General features: G+C 64.0%; 20 protein-coding genes and 1 pseudogene. 8 read left to right on the top strand and 13 right to left on the bottom strand.

Going from position 1 to position 25,391, the window contains the following annotated elements; genetic code table 11:
* Nucleotides 1-17 precede the first annotated feature (17 nt).
* The 3 genes from ACVDG8_RS20215 to ACVDG8_RS20205 form a co-directional block, all read right to left on the bottom strand.
* Complete coding sequence (locus ACVDG8_RS20215) at nucleotides 18-1,160, bottom strand: glycosyltransferase (RefSeq protein ID WP_447256265.1); 1,143 nt, start codon at nucleotides 1,158-1,160, stop codon at nucleotides 18-20.
* A complete protein-coding gene (locus ACVDG8_RS20210) occupies nucleotides 1,157-2,686 on the bottom strand; it encodes a glycosyltransferase family 39 protein (protein WP_455707191.1) in 1,530 nt (509 codons plus the stop codon). The genes ACVDG8_RS20215 and ACVDG8_RS20210 overlap by 4 nt, the downstream gene beginning before the upstream one ends.
* Nucleotides 2,687-3,040: 354 nt before the next feature.
* Entirely contained in the window at nucleotides 3,041-3,913 is an 873-nt protein-coding gene (locus ACVDG8_RS20205) for a helix-turn-helix domain-containing protein (protein WP_447256263.1), read from the bottom strand.
* 106 nt (nucleotides 3,914-4,019) lie between these two features.
* Between ACVDG8_RS20205 and ACVDG8_RS20200 the strand changes: the two genes are divergently transcribed.
* The 5 genes from ACVDG8_RS20200 (at nucleotide 4,020) to ACVDG8_RS20180 (ending at nucleotide 10,428) form a co-directional block, all read left to right on the top strand.
* Nucleotides 4,020-5,288, top strand: coding sequence for an ABC transporter substrate-binding protein (locus tag ACVDG8_RS20200; RefSeq protein ID WP_447256262.1), 1,269 nt, complete (start codon nucleotides 4,020-4,022; stop codon nucleotides 5,286-5,288).
* Nucleotides 5,289-5,527: 239 nt separating this feature from the next.
* Entirely contained in the window at nucleotides 5,528-6,388 is an 861-nt protein-coding gene (locus ACVDG8_RS20195; RefSeq protein WP_447256261.1) for a carbohydrate ABC transporter permease, read from the top strand.
* 13 nt (nucleotides 6,389-6,401) lie between these two features.
* A complete protein-coding gene (locus tag ACVDG8_RS20190; protein WP_447256260.1) occupies nucleotides 6,402-7,238 on the top strand; it encodes a carbohydrate ABC transporter permease in 837 nt (278 codons plus the stop codon).
* Nucleotides 7,239-7,251: 13 nt separating this feature from the next.
* The gene (locus tag ACVDG8_RS20185; RefSeq protein ID WP_447256259.1) at nucleotides 7,252-8,337 is read left to right on the top strand and encodes an ABC transporter ATP-binding protein; all 1,086 of its coding nucleotides are present in this window, start codon (nucleotides 7,252-7,254) and stop codon (nucleotides 8,335-8,337) included.
* 54 nt (nucleotides 8,338-8,391) lie between these two features.
* Nucleotides 8,392-10,428, top strand: a complete 2,037-nt coding sequence (locus tag ACVDG8_RS20180) for an aldo/keto reductase (RefSeq protein WP_447256258.1) — start codon at nucleotides 8,392-8,394, stop codon at nucleotides 10,426-10,428.
* 154 nt (nucleotides 10,429-10,582) lie between these two features.
* On the opposite strand, the gene ACVDG8_RS20175 is transcribed toward ACVDG8_RS20180, so the two are convergent.
* Nucleotides 10,583-11,011, bottom strand: coding sequence for an Lrp/AsnC family transcriptional regulator (locus ACVDG8_RS20175; RefSeq protein ID WP_447256257.1), 429 nt, complete (start codon nucleotides 11,009-11,011; stop codon nucleotides 10,583-10,585).
* A gap of 147 nt (nucleotides 11,012-11,158) precedes the next feature.
* Between ACVDG8_RS20175 and ACVDG8_RS20170 the strand changes: the two genes are divergently transcribed.
* Together ACVDG8_RS20170 and ACVDG8_RS20165 are read left to right on the top strand one after the other, a co-directional pair.
* Complete coding sequence (locus ACVDG8_RS20170) at nucleotides 11,159-12,262, top strand: saccharopine dehydrogenase C-terminal domain-containing protein (protein ID WP_447256256.1); 1,104 nt, start codon at nucleotides 11,159-11,161, stop codon at nucleotides 12,260-12,262.
* Between the two features lie 367 nt (nucleotides 12,263-12,629).
* A complete protein-coding gene (locus tag ACVDG8_RS20165) occupies nucleotides 12,630-13,826 on the top strand; it encodes an IS256 family transposase (RefSeq protein WP_447253601.1) in 1,197 nt (398 codons plus the stop codon).
* A 118-nt stretch (nucleotides 13,827-13,944) separates the two neighbouring features.
* Here ACVDG8_RS20165 and lpdA read toward each other — a convergent pair whose 3' ends face one another.
* The 5 genes and pseudogenes from lpdA to ACVDG8_RS20140 all read right to left on the bottom strand — a co-directional run bounded on the left by lpdA (nucleotide 13,945) and on the right by ACVDG8_RS20140 (nucleotide 20,539).
* Nucleotides 13,945-15,342 carry a dihydrolipoyl dehydrogenase gene (gene lpdA, locus ACVDG8_RS20160; RefSeq protein ID WP_447256255.1) on the bottom strand — a complete coding sequence of 466 codons (1,398 nt, stop codon included), beginning with the start codon at nucleotides 15,340-15,342 and terminating at the stop codon, nucleotides 13,945-13,947.
* 232 nt (nucleotides 15,343-15,574) lie between these two features.
* Nucleotides 15,575-17,031 (bottom strand): annotated as a pseudogene (locus ACVDG8_RS20155) (dihydrolipoamide acetyltransferase family protein).
* 3 nt (nucleotides 17,032-17,034) lie between these two features.
* Nucleotides 17,035-18,048, bottom strand: a complete 1,014-nt coding sequence (locus ACVDG8_RS20150; protein WP_447256253.1) for an alpha-ketoacid dehydrogenase subunit beta — start codon at nucleotides 18,046-18,048, stop codon at nucleotides 17,035-17,037.
* A 2-nt stretch (nucleotides 18,049-18,050) separates the two neighbouring features.
* Complete coding sequence (locus ACVDG8_RS20145) at nucleotides 18,051-19,283, bottom strand: thiamine pyrophosphate-dependent enzyme (RefSeq protein WP_447256252.1); 1,233 nt, start codon at nucleotides 19,281-19,283, stop codon at nucleotides 18,051-18,053.
* Nucleotides 19,284-19,735: 452 nt separating this feature from the next.
* Nucleotides 19,736-20,539 carry a MerR family transcriptional regulator gene (locus tag ACVDG8_RS20140; protein WP_447256251.1) on the bottom strand — a complete coding sequence of 268 codons (804 nt, stop codon included), beginning with the start codon at nucleotides 20,537-20,539 and terminating at the stop codon, nucleotides 19,736-19,738.
* Nucleotides 20,540-20,777: 238 nt separating this feature from the next.
* Here ACVDG8_RS20140 and holA point away from each other — a divergent pair, with 238 nt between their 5' ends.
* A complete protein-coding gene (gene holA, locus ACVDG8_RS20135; RefSeq protein ID WP_447256250.1) occupies nucleotides 20,778-21,821 on the top strand; it encodes a DNA polymerase III subunit delta in 1,044 nt (347 codons plus the stop codon).
* A 14-nt stretch (nucleotides 21,822-21,835) separates the two neighbouring features.
* On the opposite strand, the gene ACVDG8_RS20130 is transcribed toward holA, so the two are convergent.
* From ACVDG8_RS20130 to ACVDG8_RS20115, 4 genes are all read right to left on the bottom strand, one after another.
* Entirely contained in the window at nucleotides 21,836-22,624 is a 789-nt protein-coding gene (locus tag ACVDG8_RS20130; RefSeq protein WP_455707190.1) for a DUF2182 domain-containing protein, read from the bottom strand.
* Between the two features lie 26 nt (nucleotides 22,625-22,650).
* Nucleotides 22,651-23,277, bottom strand: a complete 627-nt coding sequence (locus ACVDG8_RS20125; protein WP_447257393.1) for a DUF1326 domain-containing protein — start codon at nucleotides 23,275-23,277, stop codon at nucleotides 22,651-22,653.
* 351 nt (nucleotides 23,278-23,628) lie between these two features.
* On the bottom strand, nucleotides 23,629-24,522 hold the full coding sequence (locus tag ACVDG8_RS20120) for a ParB/RepB/Spo0J family partition protein (protein WP_447256248.1): 894 nt from the start codon (nucleotides 24,520-24,522) through the stop codon (nucleotides 23,629-23,631).
* A gap of 56 nt (nucleotides 24,523-24,578) precedes the next feature.
* Nucleotides 24,579-25,376, bottom strand: coding sequence for a ParA family protein (locus ACVDG8_RS20115; protein ID WP_447256247.1), 798 nt, complete (start codon nucleotides 25,374-25,376; stop codon nucleotides 24,579-24,581).
* Nucleotides 25,377-25,391 lie beyond the last annotated feature (15 nt).

The following is a 25,391-nucleotide window of genomic DNA, read 5'->3' as shown; positions in this document are numbered from 1 at the left end:
TCAAACGTTGAACTGCTCTAGCGCACCCGCCAGGTGATCGCGGAGTTGGTCACATAGTTCCAGGCCGAGCCGACCGCTGCAGCCGCCAGGCCAGCCACCCACCAGCGCGAGGCGTTGGTGTAGAGCAGGCTCGACACCCCGACGCCAGCCACCACGCCGAAGCTGCATAAGGCCGCGAACAGGCCGAACCCGGTCAGGAAGCGCCAGCCACGCCGGCGAAGGTCGCGGTAGGTGAAGACGTTGTTCAGCGTGTAGTTGAATGCCATCGCCGTAAACATCGCGGCGGTCTGGGCCGCGGCAAACGGCAGGCCGCGCGCCAGCAAGGCATGCAGCGCCGTCAGGTGCACGCCAACCCCGGCGAAACCAACCAGGCCGAAGGCCAGGAAGCGGGTCGAGATCAGATCGCCGGAAGCCTTTGCGACCAGCAGGCCGGCATATTCGAACACCACCATGGCATCGAGCTTGCTCTGCCCATGCAGCCGCGGAGCGAAAACGTAAGGAATTTCCTGGATGCGCAGGCCGGGCGACGACGCGACGATGTCCAGTAGGATCTTGAATCCCTGGCGAGACAGATGCGGCGCGACAGTGTCCACAATGTCCCGGCGCAGCATGAAAAAGCCGCTCATCGGATCGCGGATCGGCGTCTTGAGCAGCCATTGGGCAAGCCGCGTCGCCAGCATGCTGCCGTTCGACCGAAGCCGCGTCAGGCCGCTTTCCGCCCTACTGTCGTCCTGGTAGCGGCTGGCGACAACCATGTCGGCCTGGCCGCCGCGCATGATCTCCAACATGGCCGGAAGGCAGGTTTCATCGTGCTGAAGATCGCCGTCCATAACCGCCACGACCGGCGCCGAGCTCGACAATATCCCTTCGAGGCAGGCGCCGGCGAGGCCACGACGGGCTATGCGCCTGATGCCGCGGACCCGGTGGTCGCGCACGGCTATGCCGCGAATGGCAAGGATGGTGCCGTCCTTGGAATCGTCGTCGACGAAGACAACCTCCCATTCGACACCAGCCAGCACCTTGTGCAGCCGCGCCACCAGGAGCTCGATATTGGCGTGCTCGTTCAAGGTCGGAACCACGACCGTCAGTTCGGCGCTATCGCGATATCCGTGGCTCGCTTGGCTGATGTCGGATTGCAGGTGATAAAGCGGCTGGTTCATGGCAGGTGAGCCGCCTGAGGCAACGGATTTTGACCTTCGGAGCTTGATGGCCGCGTGCCCGAACGTTTGATCGGCACGATTACGATGTCGAAGACCGGGTAGCCGGCAATCCGCTGCGTGATGTATCGCGACGGACCGGTTGTCGCGAACAGGCCTTCGAGATGGTCGCGATAGCCTTTCTCGCTGGCGGCCTCGTCGGCGGAATTCAGGGCTCCCACGAAGAAGCCAGCGCCACGGTCGTCAAGCCTCGCATCGTCGATGAACTGGAAATGGCGCGGATCGCCCGGCAGCACCTCGATCGGTACGTCTGGGCCGAGTGCGACGGATATGCGCGCAGCCTGCATCCAGTTCGACGCCACGACATAACTGCCGGGATCCCTGAGCTGGCTGACCTCGATCCTGCGCGACAGCGCCGTCCAGTCGACGATCTGCCAGTTGACGTCGAATTTGGGTGCGCGGCTGAAGAAGAGACGCGTGAAAGCGCCGGTGGTCGCCTGCACGGCGAACCCGGTTATCAGCAACGGCACGACGATGGCGGCAATGGCAAAGGATGCGCTGAGCAAAGCCGGTTTGCGCTGCGAAAACCGGGCGCACCACTGGCCGACAAGCGGAAAGGCAAAGAGAAAGCCGCTCATCGACCAGTGCGGCAGCGAATGGGCGCCGATCAAGGCCGCCATGTCGAAGAAGGCCACCGGCAATGCCGCGATCAGCACGAAGAAACGGTCGGCGGGCGAGGCTTCGGGCCTGGCGCCGCTCCACAGGCAGCCCATGGCCACCAGCCAGATCGGCGGCCAGACATAGGCCGCCTGACCAAGCAGGGTGAGCGCGAGGTTTGCCGGATGCAGGAAATGGCCCTCGATGGCCAGACCCCGGCCGGACTGGAACGCCAGTGAGATCCAGCCATGGCGCATGTTCCACAGCACGACCGGTATCAGGCCGAGCGCGGCGACAGCCCCGGCCAGCCAAGGTCCCGGCGTCCGCAATTGGGCGCGGCCGGCTTTTGTCAGCACCAGGACGAGCAGAGCCGAGACGCAAAACAGGCCGGCCTGATATTTCGACATCAGCGCCAGGCCAAGCGCCAGGCCGGCCCCGATCCAGCGCGGCAGGGCGTGTTGCTTCTCCCCGCCCAGAAGCATCGGCGCGGCCAGCCAGGCGCTGGCCAGCAGAAAGAAATCCAGCGGTCCGTCGGGAACCACGAAGTGTCCGGCCGAGATCAGGAAGAACGGCGCCACGCTGTACCAGGCCACGGCCCAGAATGCGGCAACGGCGCCATAGGCTTTCCGGGTCAGGTCGAACAGCAACAGCGCCGACAGCGATCCGAGCAGGACGTAGGGAAGCCTGGCGGCGAAGCGGCATTCGCATCCGCTGATGTCGACCATCAGCCGGGCGAGCGCAAACCCAAGAGGAGGATGATCGAAATAGGACAGCGAATGGCTGCGCGACACAACGACGGCGTAGGCTTCGTCGATCGACAGCGGGATGACCGAGGCAAGTCCGATCCGCAGCAACAGGAAAGCGGCGATCACAAACGCCGCCTGATAAACCGGCGCCTCCCAGAGATCTTCCGCCGCATATCCCGAAGCCGGCGTCGCGGGGAGGCCCGGGTCTGAACAGCCTGCATGACCGTCACCGGACCACCATGGCGATGGGCAGGGCGACCCTGCCCTGGCGAAGAGGATCACCTGGACGCAACATCTGAGAAGCCACCCCTCGAACACGACAGGCTTTCGGCTTGGACGGGATGTTAGCCGCAGCGGTTCGGGGACGACTTTGCTCTCTCAACCATACTGGCGGATTGCCGGGTTCTTACAAATCGGTAAGCGGAGGGCGATCGATGACAACGGCAAACGCGGTCGACACAGGCCCTGTCGAGACGACGACTACTTGATCCCCACCGTACCCCGGCGAAAATCCGAAGGCGACATCCCTGCCAGTTTGCGAAACGATTTGTTGAACGCGCTGAGCGAGCCAAAACCCGATTCCATGGCGACCGTCAGCACATTGGCGCCCTCATGCATCAGCAGCGCCTGGGCGTAGCTCAGCCGCAGCAGGTTGACATACTCGTTGAGCGTCATGCCGGTCGATTTCTTGAACAGGCTCATGGCGTATTTCGGGTGGATGTCGGCGGCGCAGGCGATGTTCACGCAGTCGATGTCATAGAGAAAATTCCCGGCGATGAAATCGCACATGCGTCCGACATTGCGCGAGGACTGCTGGTCCAAGGCATTGCCCGCGCCCTGTCCCGCAGTGGTGTCCGGCACCAGCCGGTAGGGATCGAAACGCACCCGCTCCAGCCGCAGCAGCAACTCGTTGACGGCATGCTGCGCCTTGGCTGCGTCGCCCGAGCGTCCGTATTCGTTCCAGCGTTTGAAATTGTCGTTGTCGGACTGGTCCGTGGCGTTGGTCACCAGCGTCGCGCCGGTCATCAGCCGGTGCCGGACATCGGCCGGCAGATGCAGCCGGAAGAAATGCACCAATGGCAAATGCGCGCCGGCATAGACCGCGTCATCGGTGAGATCGTCCATCTGGTGCGGCAGCCCACCCCAGAACAGGCACATCTCGCCCGCCGACAGCGAGATCTCGTGCTCGGCCATGCGGTAATGCACGCGGCCTTGCACGATGAAGTTGACCTCGACCTGGGCGTGCCAGTGCGGCTTCAGCATCACCAGCGGATGATTGTGGAACATCTGCATGGCGAACGGCAGGCCTTCGACGCTGCTGGCGCCTGGCTGGTAGAACGGCCGCTGCGACATCTTACTTTCCGCCAACTTCTTATTCCCTTTGACGGGGACAAGCCTTCCGCGCCGCCTAGTCTAGGCACGCTCACAGTGAGAGAGCAAATGAAATGGGAGGATTTCAATGCGCACGACACTGACTTGCGCCGCGCTTCTGCTTGCCCTGGGCTCCGGCCCGGCCCTGGCGCAGTCCGGCGAAATCACGATCTGGAGTTGGAATATCGCCGCCTCGTCGCTGAAGGCGACCGTCGCGGGCTTCAACAAGCAATATCCCGACATCAAGGTCACGGTCCAGGACCTCGGCAACCAGCCGACCTATGACAAATCGATCGCCGGCTGCGCCGCCGGCGGCGTCGGCCTGCCAGACATCGTCACCATCGAAAATGGCGAGGCCGAGAACTACTGGAGCCAGTTTCCCGACTGCTTCGTCGACCTGCACACGCTGGGCTACAGCACCGACGACCAGAAAAAATATCCCGACTTCAAGCGCACCGAGCTCGAGGTCGGCGACAAGGCCTATGCGATGCCGTGGGATTCCGGTCCGGTCGCCGTCTTCTACCGCCGCGATTTCTACGAGAAGGCCGGCGTCGATCCCACTTCGATCAAGACCTGGGACGATTTTATCGCCGCCGGCAAGAAGATCCAGGCCGCCAATCCAGGCGTGTCGATGACCAACGCCGATTTCAATGGCGACACCGAATTCTTCCGCATGATCTCCAACGAGCAGGGCTGCGCCTATTTCGCCGAGGACGGCCAGTCGATCACGGTCAACCAGCCCAAATGCGTCGACGCCTTGACCAAGGTCAAGGCGATGAAGGACGCGGGTATCATTTCATCGGCCGACTGGTCGACCAAGATCACCAACAACACCGCCGGCACAGTCGCCACCCAGGTCTATGGCGGCTGGTATGAAGGCACCATCCGCACCGAATCGCCGAAGGAGAGCGGCAAGTGGGGTGTCTATCTGATGCCGAGCCTTACCGCCGACGGCCCGCGCGCCGCCAATCTCGGCGGCTCGTCGCTCGCCATCACCTCGGCCTCGAAGAACAAGGAAGCCGCCTACGCCTATCTGAAATACACGCTGGGAACGAATGAGGGCCAGATCACCATGCTGAAGGATTTCGGCCTGGTGCCGTCGCTGATCTCGGCGCTCGACGATCCTTACGCTTCGCAAGGCCTGCCCTATTGGGGCGACCAGGCGATCTGGAAAGACATTCTGGCAACCTTGCCGAAGGTCGTGCCGAGCCGCGGCACGCAGTTCCAGAGCGACGCCGAGATCATCCTGCGCGCCGTGCAGACCAAATATTTGGCCAGCGGCTATCCCGACGCCAAGGCCGCGCTCGACGACGCCGCCAAGCAGATCGCCGCCGCGACCGGCCTGCCGATCAAGTGAGCAGATCTTCCTTCTCCCCTTGTGGGAGAAGGTGGATCGGCGCGTTTGCGCCGAGACGGATGAGGGGTGTTCCAGCGGAGTGAGACGTTGGCGTTTCCTGGAACACCCCTCATCCGGCCGCTTCGCGGCCACCTTCTCCCACAAGGGGAGAAGGCAAGACAGGGCGGCGCCGACATCGACAATTGACGCCGGCTAACCGTAGCCTGATACCAACTCGCACGTGACAAAGGAGGAGGACGATGCGCACCCGAAACGCCACCGCGTATCGCTTCCTCACGCCTTATCTTTTGATCTTCGCCATCTTCTGGATCTGGCCGATCATCTCTTCGTTCCTGATCTCCTTCCAGGCGACGCGCACCGTGCCGTGGCGCTTTGCACCTGCCTTCAACTGGGGACGGCTGATCGGCGATCCGGCCTTCTACAACGCGCTCGAGAACACGCTGCTCATCCTCGTCATCCAGGTGCCGGTGATGATTGCGCTGGCCATTGTGATGGCGGTGCTTTTGAATTCGCCGCTCTTGAAGGCGCGCGGCCTTTACCGCTTTGCCTTCTTCGCCCCGGTCGTGGTCGGCGAAGTGGCCTATTCGGCTGTCTTCCGGCTGATGTTCAGCCTCGATTTCGGCATCGTCAACAAGCTGCTCGACAGCGTCGGCCTGCCCAAGATCGACTGGTTCTCCAACGTCACGCCGGCGATGGCGGTCATCATGATCGCGGTGACCTGGCGCTGGGCCGGCTACAACGCCATCATCCTGCTCGCCGGCCTGCAATCCATTCCCGACGACGTCTATGAGGCGGCGACGCTCGACCGCGTCAGCAAGCTCAAGCAGTTCTTCTACATCACCCTGCCGCTGTTGAAGCCGGTCATCGTCTTTTGCGCCGTGCTGTCGATCATCGGCACCATGCAGCTGTTCACCGAACCGTTCCTGATCACCGAGCGCGGCGGTCCCGGCGGCGGCACCGAGACGCTGGGTCTGCTGCTCTACCGGCAGGGCTTCCGCTCGCTCAATTTCGGCTATGCCTCGGCGGTCGCCTACACCATGGCGGGGCTGGCCATCGCCATCACGCTGGTGCAGCTCTGGCTGACAAGAGAGCCGAAATGAGAGGGGAGCCGAAATGAGCTCGCTTTCGCAAGCAAGGCTCGGCCGCAGCATCCTGTTGCACCTCTTCCTGACACCGCTGGCGTTGATCTGGCTGTTCCCGTTGTGGATGATGGTGGTGTTCTCCACCATGCCCGACAACGGCATCTTCAGTCCCGGCATCGAGCTGTTGCCGCATGACGGCTTCCTCGACAATTTCAACAATCTGCAGCGCGACACCAATTTCGTCGGCGCCATCGGCATCTCGGTCTGCGTGGCGGTGACCTACACGGTCTTGTCGGTGCTGCTCACCTCGATGGCCGGCTGGGCGCTGGCGCGCTACGAATTCCATGGCAAGGGCATCGTGGTGGCGATCATCCTCGGCACCATCACGCTGCCCTACGCGGTGGTGCTGATCCCGCAATTCATCATGGTGGCGCGCGATTTCCAGCTCGCCAACACCTGGATCGCGCTGATCGTACCGCCGCTGTTCAATTCGCTGGGCGTGCTTTTCATGCGCCAGGCTTTTTCGATGATGCCGGCCGAGCTGTTCGACGCCGCACGCGTCGAAGGCGTCAAGGAATGGCGCATCTTCCTGTTCGTCGCGCTGCCTTTGGCGCGGCCGATGCTGGCGGCCCTGGCCATCATCCTCTTCCTCGCCTCGTGGAACAATTATCTCTGGCCGCTGCTGATCAACAGCCAGCCCGGCGCGATGACGGCGCCGGTGGCGCTCGGCACGCTGATCGGCCTGACCAAGGTCTCCTGGGGCGGCATCATGGCCGGCGCGGTCATGCTGACCTTGCCGATGCTTGTCGTCTTCGTGCTGTTGCAGCGCCATTTCATTGCCGGCATCGCCGCCGGCGCGGTCAAATAGGATTAGAAGCGCGATGGCAGCCGTCACCCTCACCAATGTCGTCAAACGCTTCGGTATCCTCGAAGTCGTCCATGGCGCCGACATCGACATCGCCGATGGCGAATTCGTCGTCTTCGTCGGCCCGTCCGGCTGCGGCAAGTCGACTTTGCTCCGGATGGTCGCCGGGCTGGAGGACATCAGCGGCGGCGAGATCGCCATCGGCGGCAAGCTGGTGAATGATGTCGAGCCGGCCGATCGCGGCATCGCCATGGTGTTCCAGTCCTACGCGCTCTATCCGCACATGACGGTGGAACAGAATCTCAGCTTCGGGCTCCGCATGAACGGCAACCCGAAGGCCGACACCGATCGCCGGGTCAAGCGCGCCGCCGAGATCCTGCGCATCGACGAATTGATGCAGCGGCGGCCGAAGCAATTGTCCGGCGGCCAGCGCCAGCGCGTCGCTATCGGCCGCGCCATCGTGCGCGAGCCCCAGGTCTTCCTGTTCGATGAGCCGCTGTCCAACCTCGACGCGGAGCTCAGGGTCCAGATGCGGGTCGAGATCTCGCGCCTGCACAAGGAGCTCGGCACCACCATGATCTATGTGACGCACGACCAGACCGAGGCGATGACGCTGGCCGACCGAATCGTCGTGCTGAAAGCTGGCAATGTCGAGCAGATCGGCGCGCCGCTCGACCTCTATGACGACCCGGCCAATCGTTTCGTAGCAGGCTTCATCGGTTCGCCGAAGATGAATTTTCTGGCCGCGAAAGTCGTCGAGACGTCGAACAGCGCCGCGATCATCGAGCTTGCCAATCATGGCGGCGTTCGATTGCGCAAGCCGCTTTCAAAAGCCTTTCCTGTCGTCGGCGCCGAGGTCGTGCTCGGCGTTCGGCCGGAGCATTTCAGCGAGAAAGGCGAGGGCGACTGCGACATCGCGATCAAGGCCGACGTCGCCGAGCATCTCGGCTCGGTGAGCTACGTCTACGCCAATGCCGGGCCCGAGGAGCTGATCATCGAGCGCGAGGCCTCGCGCCAGCGCGCCAGCGGCGATCACTTCACCGTCTCGATCAAGGCGGAACGTTCGCTGTTGTTCGATAAAGCGGGCGCGCGCATCCGCTGACTTTCTTTTCCGCCCGATCCCCAAGGCGCGGCGGCGACCCAGGAGTATTGAAAGATGACATCCAAGCAAAAAATCCGCTGGGGCATTCTCGGGCCCGGCAGCATCGCCAAATCCTTTGCCGGCGGCGTGGCGCAATCGCGCACCGGCACGCTCGAGGCGCTCGGCGCACGCAACCCCGGTAAACCGGGGCTTGCCGAGACGTTTCCGGGCGCCCGCATCCTCGACGGCTACGAAGCGCTGCTCGCCGACAGCCAAGTCGATGCCGTCTATATCGCGATCCCGCATCCCGGCCATGCCGAATGGGCGATCAAAGCGGCGGAAGCCGGCAAGCATGTACTGTGCGAAAAGCCATTGGCGCTGACCGCTTTCGAGGCCGACGCCATGATGCATGCGGCGCGCAAGGCCGGCACCTTTCTCGGCGAAGCCTTCATGTACCGCCTGCATCCACAGACGGTGCAACTGGTCGAGCTGATCCGCTCGGGCGTCATCGGCGAAATCCGCCTGATCAAATCGAGCTTCGGCTTCGCCATGCCGGGCTTCATGCCCGAGCACAGGCTCTACGCCAACGACCTTGCCGGCGGCGGCATCCTCGACGTCGGCGGCTATCCGGTATCGATGGTTCGGCTGATCGCGGGCGCCGCGGCGGGACAGCCGTTCCTCGAGCCGGACAAGGTGGTCGGTGCCGCGCATCTCGGCCAGTCCGGGGTCGACGAATGGGCATCGGCGCTGCTCCATTTCCCCGGCGGCATCGTCGCCGAAGTCTCCTGCAGCATCTCGCTCAACCAGGACAATGTGCTGCGTATCCTCGGCACCAAGGGCAGCATCGAGGTGCCGGATTTCTGGTTCGCTGGTGGCAACCGCGATGTCGGGCCGGGTCGGATCGAGGTGATCCGGTCCGGCGGCGCGCGCGAGGTGATCGTCCTCGACGAGACCCGCCATCTTTATTCCTTCGAGGTCGACGCCGCCGGCGACGCAATCCTCGCTGGTGGCCAGGAATTCGCCTGGCCCGGCATGTCCTGGGCCGACAGCCTCGGCACGCTGCGCGTGCTCGACAAGTGGCGCGCTGCGGTCGGGCTGGAATATGAGATCGAGAAGCCGGCTAAGCGCGTCAACACCCTCTCTGGGCGGCCGCTGCGCACCGGCGGCAGCGCCATCGGCAAGCGCGACATTCCGAGCCTGCCGGGTCCCGTGTCGCGGCTGGCGCTCGGCTTCGAGGATTTCCGCACCTTCTCCTCGGGCGCGATCCTGCTCGACGCCTATTTCGAGGCCGGCGGCAATCTGTTCGACACCGGCTATGTCTATGGCGCCGGCTACACCGAGGCATTGCTTGGGCAATGGCTCAGGAATCGCGGCGTGCGCGAGCAATCGGTCATCATCGCCAAGGGCGCGCACTCGCCGCTCTGCTATCCCGACGTGATCGGCAAGCAGCTCGCCCAGTCGCTCGACCGGCTGCAGACCGACCATGTCGACATCTATTTCATGCATCGCGACAATCCGGACGTGCCGGTCGGCGAGTTCGTCGACGCCATGGACGCGGAGGCCAAGGCCGGCCGCATCCGCGGCCTGTTCGGCGGCTCCAACTGGACGATGGAGCGCATGGATGCGGCGATTGCCTATGCCGGGAAGAACGGCAAGCAGAAGCCCGGCGCGCTCTCCAACAATTTCTCGCTGGCCGAGATGCTGGAGCCGATCTGGGCCGGCTGCATCACCTCGTCGACCGACGACTGGAAAGCCTGGCTGGCCAAGCGGCAGATGCCGAACTTCGCCTGGTCGAGCCAGGGTCGCGGCTTCTTCACCGACCGCGCCGGCCGCGAACGGACCGACAATGAGGAGCTGGTGCGCGTCTGGTACTCGGAGAAGAACTTCGGCCGCCGCGACCGGGCGATCGAACTGGCAAGGCGTCTCGGCAAAAGCCCGATCCATGTCGCGCTGGCCTATGTGCTGGCGCAGCCCTTCCCGTCGGTCCCGCTGATCGGCCCACGCACGCTGGACGAGCTGGAGGATAGTTTGAAAGCGCTGGATATTACGCTCTCGCCGGAGGATGTGGCGTGGCTGGATGATGGGCCGGAGCCGAGAAAGGCGCACGCCTGATCTCCCCCTCGAGGGGGAGATGTCGCCGAAGGCGACAGAGGGGGTCGCCGCGCGTGGAGCGCTAACTCTTCATCGACGGCAAGAGGGTCGCATCCGGTCGAACCGACCTCTCTGCCCTGCCGGACATCTCCCCCTCAAGGGGGAGATTGGCGCCTCACCGATCCACCCGCGTCGACAAGATGATCGACGACAATGTCCGCTCGACACCATCCATCGCCCCAATCTTGTCGAGCAATGCATCGAGATCCCTGATCGATGGCGCGTCGACGATGACGATCATGTCGAAATTGCCGCTCACCGAATGCACCGTGCGCACCGGCGGCATCGCTTCCAGGCTGCGCACTACCTTGTCGGCGAGTTTCGGCGTGACGGTGAGCAGCACATGCGCCTTGACCAGGCCCTGCTCATAGTCGGGCGCCAGGCTGACCCCATAGCCAGCGATGACCCCGCGCTGCTCCAGCCGCTCGATCCGGCTCTGCACCGTGGTGCGCGACACGCCGAGCTGGCGCGCGAGCTCCGCGGTTGAGGCGCGGGCGTTGGCGCGCAGCAAAGTGAGCAGGGCTTGTTCGGCATCGCTGATCATTTCGACGAAACCTGTCGGCTAATCGCTCAGTTTATGGTTACGTTTCGCACAGTTCCACGCTTCCTTTCGACAGGCAAGCTGCGATGATCTCCGCTGAAGCGGTTTTCCGTCCGGATTGCGTAACTCGAAATGCCAGGGGTATTGACCATGAAGAACATTGTTGTTGTCGGCGCCGGCAAGATCGGCTCGACCATCGCCGAAATGCTTAATGCCACGGGCGACTACCACGTCACGCTTGTCGACCGCTCGGCGGCTCAGCTTGCCGCCGCCGAAGTGCCGGCCGGCGTCGCGACGCGGGAACTCGACATCGCCGCTGCCGGTGCACTCGAAGAAGTCCTGGCCGGCAAATTCGCCGTGCTGAGCGCCGCCCCTTTCCACCTCACCACGCGCATCGCCGAGGCCGCGGCCGCTACGGGCGTGCATTATCTCGACCTCACCGAGGATGTCGTCTCGACCCGCCGCGTCAAGGAATTGGCGCGTGAGGCCAAGAGCGCCTTCATTCCGCAATGCGGCCTGGCGCCTGGCTTCATTTCGATTGTCGCCAACGACCTCGCCAGCCGCTTCGACACGCTGGAAAGCGTGCGCATGCGCGTCGGCGCGCTGCCGCAATATCCGTCCAACGCGCTCAACTACAACCTCACCTGGAGCACCGACGGCGTCATCAACGAATATTGCGAACCCTGCGAGGCGATCGTCGAGGGCGAGCTGATCGAAGTGCCGCCGCTGGAGGAGCGCGAGGAATTCTCGCTCGACGGCGTCACCTATGAGGCGTTCAACACCTCCGGCGGGCTCGGCACCCTGGCCGAGACGCTCAAGGGCAAGGTGCGCACGCTGAACTACCGCACCATCCGCTACCCCGGCCACGCCGCGATCATGAAGGCGCTGCTCAACGATCTTGGGCTTCGTCACCGCCGCGACGTGCTGAAGGACATTTTCGAGAGCGCGCTGCCGGCAACGCTCCAGGACGTGGTCATCGTCTTCGTCACCGTGTCGGGCCGTCGCAACGGCCGCCTGCTGCAGGAGACCTACGCCAACAAAATCTATTCGCAGCGCGTCGGTGCGGTGGTGCGCAGCGCCATCCAGATCACCACCGCATCCGGCATCTGCGCCGTGCTCGATATGCTGGCCGATGGCTCGCTGCCGGCGAAGGGCTTTGTCCGCCAAGAGGACATCGCGCTCGACACCTTCCTCGCCAACCGCTTCGGCCGCGCCTATGCGCAGCACGAGATGGTGAGCCGGCTCGCGAGCTGAGGAGTCTTGACGCTCGCGCCCTTCCTCTCCCTTCTTGTGGGACAAGGGGGAGCCGACCGGTGGTGGGTTCGCGCCCTTCCTCTCCCCGTCGATCGGGGAGAGGTGTCGAGCGAAGCTCGACGGAGTGGGGGTCGACCGGCGCCGGCGTTATTTAAAGCCGGGGCGATGCCTCGCCTAGGTTGAGGCCCGGTGAGCCGCCAGCGGCAGCGCGTTTGAGGACCGGCTTCCCCCACTCCGTCGCTGCTTCGCAGCGCCACCTCCCCTCCGGAGGGTAGTGTGCTGAGAGTTCTGCAAATTCGCTGAGAGGGGGCGGTCATGGCAGGCTGGTGATTGTTCACGTCACCGATTCCCGCGAAGGAACGCCACCATGACCAAGATTGAAAGTAAGACCGCCAGCGCTGCCGTCAAAGACATTCTGCTTTCGAACCCGGATGGACTGCACGAAGTGATCCGCGCGGTGATGCAGGAGGTGCTCGAGGCCGAGATGGACGAGGCGCTTGGTGCTTCGAAAAGCGAACGCACGCCGGAGCGGCTGGGCTACCGCTCGGGCTACTATGGCCGCACCCTTGTCACGCGTGTCGGCAAGCTTGAGCTGCGGGTTCCGCAGGACCGCTCGGGGCGCTTCTCGACCGAATTGTTCGAGCGCTACCAGCGTTCGGAGCGAGCCTTGGTGGCGACGCTGGCCGAGATGTATGTGCAGGGTGTGTCGACCAGGAAGGTGAAGGCGATCACCGAGGAGCTGTGCGGTCATGCGTTTTCGGCCTCGTCGATCTCGGCCATCAACAAGCGGCTGGACGAGAGCCTCGCTGCCTTTGCCAGGCGCCCCCTTCAAGAGCCGTTCCCTTACCTCATCCTCGACGCGCGCTATGAGAAGGTGCGTGAAGCCGGCGTCGTCATGAGCCAGGCGGTGCTGATCGCTGTCGGCATCGACTGGGACGGAAGGCGCCAGATCCTGGCTGTGGAGATGGCCAATCGCGAGAGCCGTTCGGCCTGGAAAGACTTTCTCGTCTCGCTGAAGGCGCGCGGCCTCAAGGGTGTCGAGCTGGTCGTCTCCGACGACCATGCCGGCCTCGTGGCGGCGATCGGTGAGGTGATCCCGGAAGCGGCATGGCAACGCTGCTACGTCCACTTCCTCAGGAACGCGCTCGATCATCTGCCGCGCAAGCACGGCGACGACTGTCTGCAGGAACTGCGCTGGCTCTACGACCGGCGCGATCTCGCTGAGGCCAAGGCCGATCTCGCCGCATGGCTCGCCAAATGGTCGCCTCGTTATCCGCGCCTGACAGGCTGGGCCGAGGATGCCATCGAACAGACCCTGACCTTCTTCAGGCTGCCGAGACAGCACCACAAGCATCTCAAGTCCACCAACATGCTCGAACGGCTCAACGAGGAAATCCGCCGGCGCACCTATGTCGTGCGCATCTTCCCCAACGCCGAAAGCTGCCTGCGCCTCGTCAGGGCCTTGGCTGTCGAGACCAACGAAAACTGGATGGAGGCCAACCGCTACATCAACATGGACGACCTGCGCGAGCACAAGAAGCTCGCTCTGCGCCAAGCCGCATGACCAGCATCGTGGCCGCCCCAATTTGCAGAACTTGACGCACACAACCCTCCGGAGGAGAGGAAAAGAGCCCCAGTGGATAGGTTCGCGCCGTCCCTATCCTCCTGCGAGAGTAAAACCTCTAAATATGCAGCGCGTGGCCTAGCGCCTTGAGCGCTGCTTCCTGGAACGCTTCGCCCTGGGTCGGATGCGCGTGGATGGTGCCGGCGATATCCTCCAGCCGCGCGCCCATCTCCAGCGCCAGGCCGAAGGCTGCCGCCAGCTCCGACACGCCCTGGCCGACCGCCTGGATGCCGAGCACCAGATGATTGTCCGCGCGTGCCACAACCCGCACGAACCCATCCTCGCCCTGTTTGGTCATTGCGCGGCCATTGGCGGCGAACGGAAACTGGCCGATCTTGATCTCGCCACCCAGCGCCTTCGCCTCTTCCGGCGTGAGACCGGCGGTGACCAGCTCCGGATCGGTGAAGCAGATTGCCGGGATGGCGCGTTTGTCCCAGCTGCGTTTGTGGCCGGCGACGATCTCCGCCACCATCTCGCCTTGCGCCATCGCGCGATGCGCCAGCATGGGTTCGCCGGTGACATCGCCGATGGCATGGATGCCGCGCATCGAGGTGCGGCACAGGTCGTCGATGCGGATGAATTTGCCGACCCTGTCGAGATCGATCTGCTCGAGGCCCCAGCCTTCGGTGAGCGGCTTACGGCCCACCGTGACCAGGATCCTGTCGGCGGTGACCTTGGCGTTCTTACCGTCAGCCGTCTCGACCAGCAGCGCGTCGCCCTTGGTGGATACTCCCGTGGCCTTGGCGCCAGTCATCACCTCGACGCCGAGCTCGCCAAGCCGTTTCAGCACCGGCCGGGTGAGATCGGCGTCGTACTGCGCCAGCACACGCGGCAGGGCTTCGACTATCGCGACCTTGCCGCCCATCTTGGCGAAGGCCATGCCGAGCTCCAGCCCGATATAGCCGCCACCGACGACGGCAAGCCTCTTCGGCACCTCGCTCAGCGCCAGCGCCTCGGTCGATGAGATCACCGGACCGCCAAACGGCAGGAACGGCAATTCCACCGGCGCCGAGCCGGTGGCGATCACCACGATCTCGGCGCGGATGACCTGCGTGCCGGTTTCGGTCTCGACCGCGACCGTCTTGCCGTCGCGGAACGTCGCCCAGCCCTGCACGGTCTTGACCTTGGCTTTCTTCAAGAGCCCGGCGACGCCACCGGTCAGCCGGCTAACGATACCGTCCTTCCAGGCGACCGTCCGCGCCAGATCGAGCGTCGGCGCCCCGACCTTGATGCCGAGCGGATCCTTGCCGCTGGCCATATGCGCGACCTTGTCAAACTCTTCGGCCGCATGGATCAGCGCCTTGGACGGGATGCAGCCGACATTGAGACAGGTGCCGCCCGGCTTGCCGACCTCGACGATCACCGTGTCGATGCCGAGCTGGCCGGCGCGGATGGCGCACACATAACCGCCAGGACCCGCGCCGATGACGAGCAGCTTGCAGGAGATTTCTTTCATAGCAGCTGTCCTTTCGGCGAGGGCCGGCGCGCGCCTTCCCTTCTCCCCTTGTGGGAGAAGGTGGATCGGCGCGTCAGCGCCGAGACGGATGAGGGGTGTTCCAGCGGAGTGAGACGTCGGCGTTCCCTGGAACACCCATCATCCGTCGCCTTCGGCGACACCTTCTCCCACAAGGGGAGAAGGGGGAGCCCACATCCTAGCGCAGCAACGTTCGCCTTCAACACCATCCCCATCAGTCCACGAAGATCAGCGCCGGCGTTTCCAGCAGCGCCTTGATGCGCTGTATGAACACCGCCGCATCCCAGCCGTCGATGACGCGATGGTCGAAGCTCGACGACAGGTTCATCATCTTGCGCGGGATGAACTGCGTGCCGTCCCACACCGGCCGCACCATCATCTTGTTGACGCCGATAATCGCCACTTCCGGATAGTTGATGACCGGCGTCGTCGCCACGCCGCCCATGGCGCCGAGCGAGGTGATGGTGATGGTCGAGCCGGAGAGCTCCTCGCGCGTCGCCGTGCCGGATTTCGCCGCGTCGGCGAGCCGATTGACCTCGGCCGCACTCTCCCATAGGTCGCGCGCTTCGGCATGCTTGACCACCGGCACGACCAGCCCGTTGGGCGTCTGTGCGGCAATGCCGATATGGATGCCTTCGTGCTGATGGATGATGCCGGCCTCGTCGTCGAACAGCGCGTTGAGGTTGGGTTGGTCGGCGATCGCCTTGACCATCGCCCGCATCAGGAACGGCAGCAGCGTCAGCTTCGGCCTCTCCGCGCCGCTCCTGGCGGCGCGCTTTTCCTTGTTGAGCGCCGCGCGCAGATCTTCCAGCGCGGTGACGTCGATCTCCTCGACATAGGTGATGTGCGGGATGCGCGACTTCGCGATCGTCATCTTCTCGGCGATCTTGCGCCGCAACCCGACGACCTTGATGTCTTCGATCCCATCCTTGGGAGCAAGGCCCGGTGCACGGGCCACTTGCGGGCCGCGCGCCAGGAAGGCGTCGATGTCGTCATGGCCGATGCGCCCCGCCGGACCGCTGCCCGCGACCTGGCGCAGATCGATGCCAGCCTCCTTGGCGCGCTGCCGGACGGCAGGCGAGGCCAGTGGCTTTTCACCCTCGGTGCGCGGCACGCCGGAGGGTCCAGGCGTGGCGCGATTCGTTTTGACGCCATCCTCGGGCATGTTCACGCCGTCATCCTCGGGCTTGTTCACGCCGTCATCCTCGGGCTTGTTCACGCCGTCATCCTCGGGCTTGTCCCGAGGATCTGCCGGCCTGGAAGGATGCGACGTCGCCAATCCTGAGGAGCGGTGGATCCTCGGGACAAGCCCGAGGATGACGGCGGTGTTTCTTGGCCGGACTGGACGGTAGGGCGAGAGCCGCCGCCCACCCCAGCGGTGGTGGTCTTCTCGCCGCTCTCATCGGCGCCAGCCTTCACATTGCCCTCGCCCGCCACTTTCAGCCGCACGATCGGCGAACCGATCGCCACTGTGTCGCCGATCTCGGCGCCCAGCCACAGGATCTCGCCATCGACCGGCGAAGGGATTTCGACGGTCGCCTTGTCGGTCATCACGGCGGCCAGCACCGCATCCTCGCGCACTAGGTCGCCGACCTTGACGTGCCATTCGACCAGCTCGGCCTCGGCGACGCCTTCGCCGACATCGGGCAGCTTGATGATGTGCTCGCCCATGTGTCAGGCCTCCATCGTTTCGATAAGCGCGCGACCGACGCGGGCGGGGCCGGGGAAATAATCCCACTCCTGCGCGTGCGGGTAGGGCGTATCCCAGCCCGCGACCCGCGCCACCGGCGCCTCCAGATGGTAGAAGCAGTTTTCCTGCACCAGCGAAACCAGCTCGGCGCCGAAGCCGGAGGTGAGCGTCGCCTCATGCACGACGACGCAGCGCCCGGTCTTTTTCACCGAGGTGACGATGGCGTCGAGGTCGAGCGGCAGCAGCGTCCGAAGGTCGATGATCTCGGCATCGATGCCGGTCTCCGCCGCCGCGGCTTCTGCGACATAGACCATCGTGCCATAGGCGAGCACCGTGACCGCCGAACCGGACCTGCGGATCACCGCCTTGCCGAGCGGGATCGAGTAGTGGCCGTCGGCGACTTCGCCGAGCTCATGTTTCGACCATGGCGTTATCGGCCGGTCGTGATGGCCATCGAACGGACCATTGTAGAGCCGCTTCGGCTCGAGGAAGATCACCGGATCGGGATCCTCGATCGCGGCGATCAAGAGCCCCTTGGCATCATGCGGATTGGACGGCACCACGGTCTTGAGGCCCGACACATGGGTGAACAGCGCTTCCGGGCTCTGGCTGTGCGTCTGGCCACCGAAGATGCCGCCGCCGGTCGGCATGCGCACCACGATCGGGCAGGTGAAATCGCCGTTCGAGCGGTAGCGCAGCCGCGCCGCCTCCTGCGTCAGCTGATCGTAGGCCGGGTACATGTAGTCGGCAAACTGGATCTCGACACAGGGCTTCAGTCCGTAAGCCGCCATGCCGATGGCGGAGCCGACGATGCCGGATTCGTTGATCGGCGCGTCAAAGCAGCGGCTGCGGCCATATTTAGCCTGCAGGCCTTGCGTGGCGCGGAAAACGCCGCCGAAGAAGCCGACATCCTCGCCATAGACGACGACCCGTTCGTCGCGCCCCATGGCGACATCCATGGCGTCGCGGATCGCCTCGATCATGGTCTTTCTCGGCATGGTCAGACCCCCGCCTGCTGGCGCTGGCGCCTGAGATGCGGCGGCATTTCTTCGTAGAGCCCTTCGAACATCTCGCGGGTCGACGGCTTGCCGCCGGCATGCAGCGTGCCGTGGCTTTCGGCCTCCTTCTGCGCCGCGATCACCGTTTCCAGGATTTCCGCTTCCGCCTGGGTGTGGCGTTCTTCCGACCAGGCGCCCTTCAGGATGAGGTGGTTCTTCAGCCGGATGACCGGATCGCCGAGCGGCCAGGCATCCGATTCCGCCTTGGGCCGGTAGGCCGATGGATCGTCCGAGCTCGAATGGGCGCCGGCGCGGTAGGTGACATATTCGACCAGCGTCGGCCCGAGATTGGCCCGCGCCCTTGTCGCTGCCCATTTGGCCACGGCATGAACGGCGAGATAGTCATTGCCGTCGACGCGCAGCGCCGGAATGCCGAAGCCAAGGCCACGCGCTGCAAACGTGCCGGAGCCGCCACGCGCAATGCCCTGGAATGTAGAGATCGCCCACTGGTTGTTGACGACGTTGAGGACGACCGGCGCCTTGTAGGTCGAGGCAAAGACCAGCGCCGAATGGAAATCGGATTCCGCCGTCGAGCCGTCGCCGATCCAGGCCGCGGCGATGCGCGAATCGTTGGAGATCGCCGAGGCCATCGCCCAGCCGACCGCCTGGATGTATTGCGTCGCCAGATTGCCGGAGATCGAGAAGAAGCCGTGCTCCTTCGACGAATACATGATCGGCAGCTGCCGGCCCTTCAGCGGGTCGGCCTCGTTGGAGTAGATCTGGTTCATCATCGTGACCATCGGATAGCCGTCGGCGATCAGCAGGCCGGCTTGTCGATAGGTCGGGAAATTCATGTCGCCCGGGTTGAGCGCCTTGCGGAAGGCGCAGCTCACCGCCTCTTCGCCCAGATGCTGCATGTAGAAGGAGGTCTTGCCCTGGCGCTGCGCCATCTGCATGCGCGCATCGAAGGTGCGCAGCGTCATCATGTGGCGCAGGCCTTCGAGCAGCTCTTCGTCACTGAGCAGCCCAGCCCACGGGCCGACCGCCTCGCCGGCGCGGTTCAGCACGCGGATGATCGAGAAGGCCATGTCGCGGATGGTGCGCGGATCGACATCGATCTCGGGACGCGGCACCGAGCCGGCCTTGGGGATGGGCACATTCGAAAAGTCAGGCGTTCCGCCAGGCCGGACCTCGGGCTCCGGCACATGGAAGCGCAATAGTCCAGCATCGGCCATGACCTTCATCCTCCAATGTCGCCGGTGCGATATTTGCACATCCGCGCCGCCAATTCATCGGGCCAGATGGCGAGCCGGTCATTCGCTCTCGCGAGGCGAATGCGGCACGCGGCGACAAGATGCAGATATGGCGGCGAAATTTCTTGTCGATGTTTCGGAGCCGCGCGCAATTAGGCGAATGCCGGCGGGGTTTTGGGCGCAAGAGGCGGTAAACCGGCGACTGACTGTTGATGTCGGCGCTGCCCCGGTTCTTTCTCGCCTCCAAGGGGAGAAATGCCAGTAGGGCAATGAGCAGGGCAATGAGGGGCGGCGGCGCGGCCTATGCAAGCAAAGGCCGCGCCTCAGTTCGGCGTGATCGCCCGAAGAGCTCGACGGATGCTGAAGGCGAGATCGACAGCGTCGCGCCCGGAGCGCCGAGGCGACGCTCCGGGATCTGTTCACGTGAGGCCAGGTCAGTCCAGCTCGCCGCGTTCCTTCATTCCCTGCGCGACCTGCCGGAGAAATTCGAGGACTTCCGGATCGAACGAGAGGGACTCAGAGCTCGCCTGCGCCTCGGCCAGCGTTTTGGCATACGCGTTGCGCATAAGCTCTTGCTCAGCCTGAGGGGTCGAGCGCCTGATGCCGGCGGTGCGGGATCGCATACGCCGAATGAGCTCTTTGGCGGCTTCCGAATTGACGTCGCCCGCCTCTTTCAGCCGGCTGGCCTCCGCCATGATGGCCTCCAGCGCAGCCTTATGGGCATCGTCGCTATACTCTTTCTTGATCGCGTCAAAGGTGCGGCTGGCTTGCCCAGTAGGGTCCTGTTCCGCGATCACAGCTTCGAACCTTGCGAGGAATTTCTTTTCATCGGTGGATTGTTGCACGAGAGTCTCCTTGGTGAGGATTGCCAACTCGTCCAAAGAAAGGTCTCTTCCCTCATCAATCTGACATAACGCCACCTCTATGAGGGCGATTGCTCGCCTGATCTTGTCTTGTTGGGACTCCAGGGTTTCGCGCTGCAGTCGCAAGACATCCCGAAGCCGGGCGTGGCTCCCGACAAGCGTCTTGATCGATTTGAGGGACAGGCCGAGATCACGAAGCACTATGATCTGGTGCAGGCGGGCGATTTGAGTGGGGCCGTATAGGCGCCACCTCGATTCAGCGCGGTGAGGGATAACGAGCCCCTCCCGCTCATAGACCCTGAGCGCCTTGGTGCTGACGCCGAGTCGCCGAGCTGTCTCCCCGGGACCGAGCCATTGCTCCTTTTCGCCGACCATACCCGACTTTCCGTTTCGGACCCTCACTCTGTAAGGGCGGCCCCAGGGTCCGATGCAAGAGCTCGTCGGCCGGTTCGTCCGCGCCGACCGCTGATGTCCGCTCACCCGACGCCGTGGAGGTATGCCGCTCGCGGGTTTTTTTCGCAGCCCGCGACGTCAGCGTACCAGATGGCCATCGAACGCCTAACTGTCGAAACTCCGGTTCACCCCATCCTCAGCCCATGCTAACTCAGCCCGCATGGCACAAAAGAAAGGATACGAGGTCGATTCGTGGCTCGCGCGGCCGGACCCTTCTATGGGAATCGTCCTGCTCTACGGCCCCGACCGCGGCCTCGTCGCCGAGCGGGCGAAAACCTTCGCTACGAAAACCGGCCTGCCGCTCGATGATCCCTTCACGGTGGTGAAGCTCGACGGCGCGGAGGTCGACCGCGACCAGGGCCGCCTGCTCGACGAGGCGCGCACCGTGCCGATGTTTTCCGACCGGCGGCTGCTTTGGGTGCGCAACGCCAGCGGGCAGAAGGCGCTGGCCGACGACATCAAGGCGCTGACCACGGAACCCGCGCGCGACGCGATTATCCTCATCGAAGCCGGCGACCTGAAGAAAGGCACGGGCCTCAGGGCCATTGTCGAGGCCGCCGGCAACGCCATTGCCTTGCCTTGCTACGCCGACGAAGCGCGCGACCTCGATACGGTGATCGATGACGAATTGCGCAAGGCCGGCATGTCGATGACGTTGGACGCCCGCCAGGCGCTGCGCCGCAATCTCGGCGGCGACCGGCTGGCCTCGCGCGGCGAGATCGAAAAGCTGGTGCTTTACGCGCATGGCCGCAAGGAGATCGGCATCGACGACGTCAATGCGATGTCTGGCGATGTCTCCGGCGCTTCCTTCGACGATGCGGTCGACGCCATGCTCGACGGCAAGGTCGGCGACTTCGACGTCGCTTTCAACCGCCACTGCCAGTCAGGCGGCCACCCTTTCGTGATCCTGTCATCGGCGATGCGGCAATTGCAGGCGATCCAGGCGATGCGCGGCCAGATGGAGACCGGCGGCCGCAACGCCGCCTCGGTCGTCGCCGGCGCCCGGCCGCCGGTCTTCTTCACACGCCGCAAGCTGGTGGAAAAGGCGCTGGAACGCTGGAATATCGACGCCCTCGGCCGCGCGCTAGGTCGGCTGCAGACGGCCGTGCTGCAGACGCGCAAACGGCCTGATTTGTCGGAGGCGCTGGCAAGGCAGGCGCTGCTCGGCATCGCGATCGAGAGCGCCAGGCTGGGGCAGCGGTAGCTGCCTACCATTGGTCAATTCATCATCATTCCGTCCATCGCCTGGAAGGTTGGCAGCGCCTGCGGAAAGACCAACACCGCCGCGCCGTAAAGGAGCAGGGCGACACCCGACAGCCTGGCTATCCCCTCTCCTGACGGGAAAGTCTTTTCCGCGAAGATCAGCAAGGTGACCACCGCCATCGCGGCGATGTTCATGATCCCGAGCGGAAAAAGAGCGAGAAACAACAGCCAGCAGCAGCCCAGGCAAAAGGCCCCATGCTCCAGGCCCATGCGCACCGCGCCCCAGCGGCCATCGCGCCAGGAGGTCAGGATGAACCCGATGGGCGTGCGGCATTTGGCCAGACACAGATCTTTCAGCGGCGAGAGCTGATAGGCACCCGCAACGACCAGCAGCGCGCCGCCGATGCGCGCCGCCGTCGCCGCAGACAATCCCACATGCCGGTCAAGCATCTCCGCACCGGCCGCGCCGGCAAACGCGAGAACACCCATCCCACCCCAAACCGCCATGTAGCCGGCCACGAACACCCAGGTCGAGACAAAGGTCTCGCCACGTCCCTGTTTGCCGGCTTGCACCTGGTGAAACGTCAGGATCATGGGCGCAGCCGTCGGAAACATCATGGCAATCATCATGATGATCCAGATGGCGAGAAACAGCGGCGCCGTCATGCCCATGGTTGGCGAATACATTTCCGTGCGCATGTTCGCATCCATGCCGAGCCGCTGCCAGACAAGCACGGACCACGCCACCGCGGCGACCGCGACCAGCAGCGCGAGGATGACGTTTCGCTGCAACGTCAACGTCATGAGCGAGTCCCGTTCCCGGCCAGGCGCTACTGCTGGCCGGACCAATTGATCGGAGCGTAGTGCCCGTTTCTACGGGAATTGTCCCAACTCATGCCATGGTCGCTGAAGGTGCTGCCTTCCGCCCCCATCGCCAGGCCGAGCCAGTCGGGGTTGACGGGATGGCCGGTGGCCGCCCACATCTGCCCGTCCTCGCGCATTGTCGGCAGCGGTTCGACCGCGACCTGCATGATGCCCGCAATCTCCGCTGATCGTTTCTTGCCGTCGATCCGGTAGTCTATCGGCACCTTCTTGGCTCCGAGGTTCGTGCCGATCATGGGTGCCAGCACCGCCATCGGACCGCCAGCGGCGCCGGTGAAGATCGCGCCCAGCGCCTCCGTCTGCTCCTCGTCAGCCTTTTCGTCGATATAGGCGGCAGCCGTCCAATTGCCGTCCGCCATCGGACCTGGCGTATGAGCAACCAACGCAACATTGAGGCCATCCAATCGAACGCCCCCATAATTGCCCGCATCGATATGAAAGATCAGGGCAACGTCGCAAACGCCTTGCGTTGGCTTCGATGTCAGCTGCGCATTCGTGGACATCAGGCACGGACACACGACGTCGCAGCTACAGTTCTCGAAATAGTTTCCGGATAATCGCCAACTGACTGCCATTTGCACCTCCCACTTTGCGTCGGGCGCGTCGGCGTATCGCTTTGGCGAGGTGCTGCCGTTTCACTTGCAGGAACGGCAAAGGCCCTCACCGCGACTGTCGGCACGCTAGGGCACGTAATTTAAGCCATACCTAATATAGGTTACGCCGTTGCCCGGCACAGTCAAGCTGCAGGCGCCGACGGACGCTGCTATGCCAGCGTATCAGTACTCGGCAGCCCGGTGGGTCCCGCGCTTCCGTAACGAAAAGGGCCGGCACGCTGCCAGCCCCTCGTTTATCACCGATATATCAGGCGTATCCAAGCTTAAGCTAAAACCTCATATACCAGCCGAATACCGTTACGCCCCGCAAACCTATCGCTCATCCTTCAACCGCCGGCAGATCTCGTCGAGCTGCTCAAGCGAGCGATAGGCTACCCGCAACGTGCCGCCCTTGCCCTTGTGGTCGATGGTCACCATCATGCCGATCGTGTTCGTCACAAGCTTCTCGAGTGCCAGCGTATCGGCATCTTTCTCCGGCGCGCTTGGCGCTGGTTTGGTCTTGGCCGGTGTCGGCCCGGCAGGCATCTGCGCCAGCGCTTCGGCCTGGCGCACCGAAAGCCCCTCCTCGACGATCCGCTTGGCAAGCCCGGCCGGGTCCTCGGCCGTCACCAGCGTGCGCGCATGGCCGGCCGACAGCGCCCCGTCGACCAGCATGTCATGGATGACATTGGGCAGCTTCAACAATCTGAGCGTGTTGGCGACATGGCTGCGGCTCTTGCCGATCACCTGGCCGAGATCAGCCTGGGTGTAGCCATGCTCGTCGATCAGCTGCTGGTAGCCATGCGCTTCTTCGACCGGGTTGAGGTCGGCGCGCTGGACGTTCTCGATGATCGCCAGCTCCAGCGCGGTGCGGTCGTTGACGTCGCGCACGATCAGCGGGATCTCGGTCAGTCCGGCGCGCTGCGCCGCCCGCCAGCGCCGCTCACCGGCAATGATCTCGTAGCGCCCAGGTTGCGATGGCGACGGCCGCGCCACCACGGGCTGCACCACGCCGTGCTCGCGGATCGACTGGGCGAGATCGGTCAACTCGGCGTCGCCGAAATGCCGGCGCGGATTCTTCGGATTGGGGCTGACGAACTCGATCGGCACCTTGCCGTCCGCGGCCACCGCTGCGTTCGGCTTTTCCGGTGCGGCTGGGCGGTCGATCTCGCCGATCAGCGCTGCCAGGCCACGGCCAAGTCTTTTTCGTGATTGGTCTTCACTCATTAGATTATCCAGATCGTTTCGGAATCGAATCGGCTAACTAACCAAGGGCTGAAAACTCAAGCCGCGCGCAGCTTGCGCTCGCGGCGGATGACTTCCGAGGCAAGCTGCAGATAAGCCTGGCTGCCCGAGCACTTCAGATCGTAAAGGATCGCCGGCTTGCCATAGGATGGCGCCTCGGACACCCGCACATTGCGAGGAATGATCGTCTCATAAACCTTGTCACCCATATGCGTGCGCACGTCCTGCACCACCTGGTTGGCGAGGTTGTTGCGGCCGTCATACATGGTGAGCACGATGCCCTGTATCGTGAGATCCGGGTTGATCGTGCGGCGAACCTGCTCGACGGTTTCGAGCAATTGGCTGAGACCTTCGAGCGCGAAGAACTCGCATTGCAGCGGCACGAGAACGGAATCGGCTGCCGCCATTGAATTCAAAGTCAAAAGGTTGAGCGAGGGCGGGCAGTCGATCAGCACATAGCCGAACGGCGCCGCGCGCTCGGTCGCGGCGCGCAGCGCGTTTCGCAATTTGAGCACCCGGTCGGGCGCCGACGCGATCTCCATTTCGATGCCGAGCAGGTCGAGCGTCGAGGGAATGATCGACAGCCCTGGCACGGCCGTCGGCACGGCGGCGGCCTCCAGGTCGAGCTCGCCCGTCAGCACATCATAGGACGAGGTGGTGCGATCCTTGCGGTCGATGCCGAGGCCGGTGCTGGCATTGCCTTGCGGGTCGAGGTCGACGATCAGCACGCGCTCGCCGATCGCGGCCAGCGCCGTCGCCAGATTGATCGCCGTCGTCGTCTTGCCGACGCCGCCTTTTTGATTGGCAACTGTGATGATACGCGGTCCAGTTTTCATGGGTCTATGCCACTG

This window comes from Mesorhizobium sp. ORM8.1, assembly GCF_053005525.2.
The sequence above is the reverse complement of the archived record's forward strand: the minus strand, read 5'-3'. Positions and strand labels throughout refer to the sequence as shown.

Bases quoted from the DNA above. Each gene is read 5' to 3' on its own strand.
- ACVDG8_RS20195 (WP_447256261.1), top strand. From the start codon at position 5,528: ATGCGCACCCGAAACGCCACCGCGTATCGCTTCCTCACGCCTTATCTT.
- ACVDG8_RS20185 (WP_447256259.1), top strand. From the start codon at position 7,252: ATGGCAGCCGTCACCCTCACCAATGTCGTCAAACGCTTCGGTATCCTC.
- ACVDG8_RS20150 (WP_447256253.1), bottom strand. From the start codon at position 18,048: ATGCCGAGAAAGACCATGATCGAGGCGATCCGCGACGCCATGGATGTC.
- ACVDG8_RS20145 (WP_447256252.1), bottom strand. From the start codon at position 19,283: ATGGCCGATGCTGGACTATTGCGCTTCCATGTGCCGGAGCCCGAGGTC.
- ACVDG8_RS20215 (WP_447256265.1), bottom strand. From the start codon at position 1,160: ATGAACCAGCCGCTTTATCACCTGCAATCCGACATCAGCCAAGCGAGC.
- ACVDG8_RS20125 (WP_447257393.1), bottom strand. From the start codon at position 23,277: ATGGCAGTCAGTTGGCGATTATCCGGAAACTATTTCGAGAACTGTAGC.
- lpdA (WP_447256255.1), bottom strand. From the start codon at position 15,342: ATGAAAGAAATCTCCTGCAAGCTGCTCGTCATCGGCGCGGGTCCTGGC.
- ACVDG8_RS20180 (WP_447256258.1), top strand. From the start codon at position 8,392: ATGACATCCAAGCAAAAAATCCGCTGGGGCATTCTCGGGCCCGGCAGC.
- ACVDG8_RS20170 (WP_447256256.1), top strand. From the start codon at position 11,159: ATGAAGAACATTGTTGTTGTCGGCGCCGGCAAGATCGGCTCGACCATC.
- ACVDG8_RS20130 (WP_455707190.1), bottom strand. From the start codon at position 22,624: ATGACGTTGACGTTGCAGCGAAACGTCATCCTCGCGCTGCTGGTCGCG.
- ACVDG8_RS20205 (WP_447256263.1), bottom strand. From the start codon at position 3,913: ATGTCGCAGCGGCCGTTCTACCAGCCAGGCGCCAGCAGCGTCGAAGGC.
- ACVDG8_RS20140 (WP_447256251.1), bottom strand. From the start codon at position 20,539: ATGGTCGGCGAAAAGGAGCAATGGCTCGGTCCCGGGGAGACAGCTCGG.
- ACVDG8_RS20115 (WP_447256247.1), bottom strand. From the start codon at position 25,376: ATGAAAACTGGACCGCGTATCATCACAGTTGCCAATCAAAAAGGCGGC.
- ACVDG8_RS20190 (WP_447256260.1), top strand. From the start codon at position 6,402: ATGAGCTCGCTTTCGCAAGCAAGGCTCGGCCGCAGCATCCTGTTGCAC.
- ACVDG8_RS20175 (WP_447256257.1), bottom strand. From the start codon at position 11,011: ATGATCAGCGATGCCGAACAAGCCCTGCTCACTTTGCTGCGCGCCAAC.
- ACVDG8_RS20165 (WP_447253601.1), top strand. From the start codon at position 12,630: ATGACCAAGATTGAAAGTAAGACCGCCAGCGCTGCCGTCAAAGACATT.
- holA (WP_447256250.1), top strand. From the start codon at position 20,778: ATGGCACAAAAGAAAGGATACGAGGTCGATTCGTGGCTCGCGCGGCCG.
- ACVDG8_RS20200 (WP_447256262.1), top strand. From the start codon at position 4,020: ATGCGCACGACACTGACTTGCGCCGCGCTTCTGCTTGCCCTGGGCTCC.
- ACVDG8_RS20120 (WP_447256248.1), bottom strand. From the start codon at position 24,522: ATGAGTGAAGACCAATCACGAAAAAGACTTGGCCGTGGCCTGGCAGCG.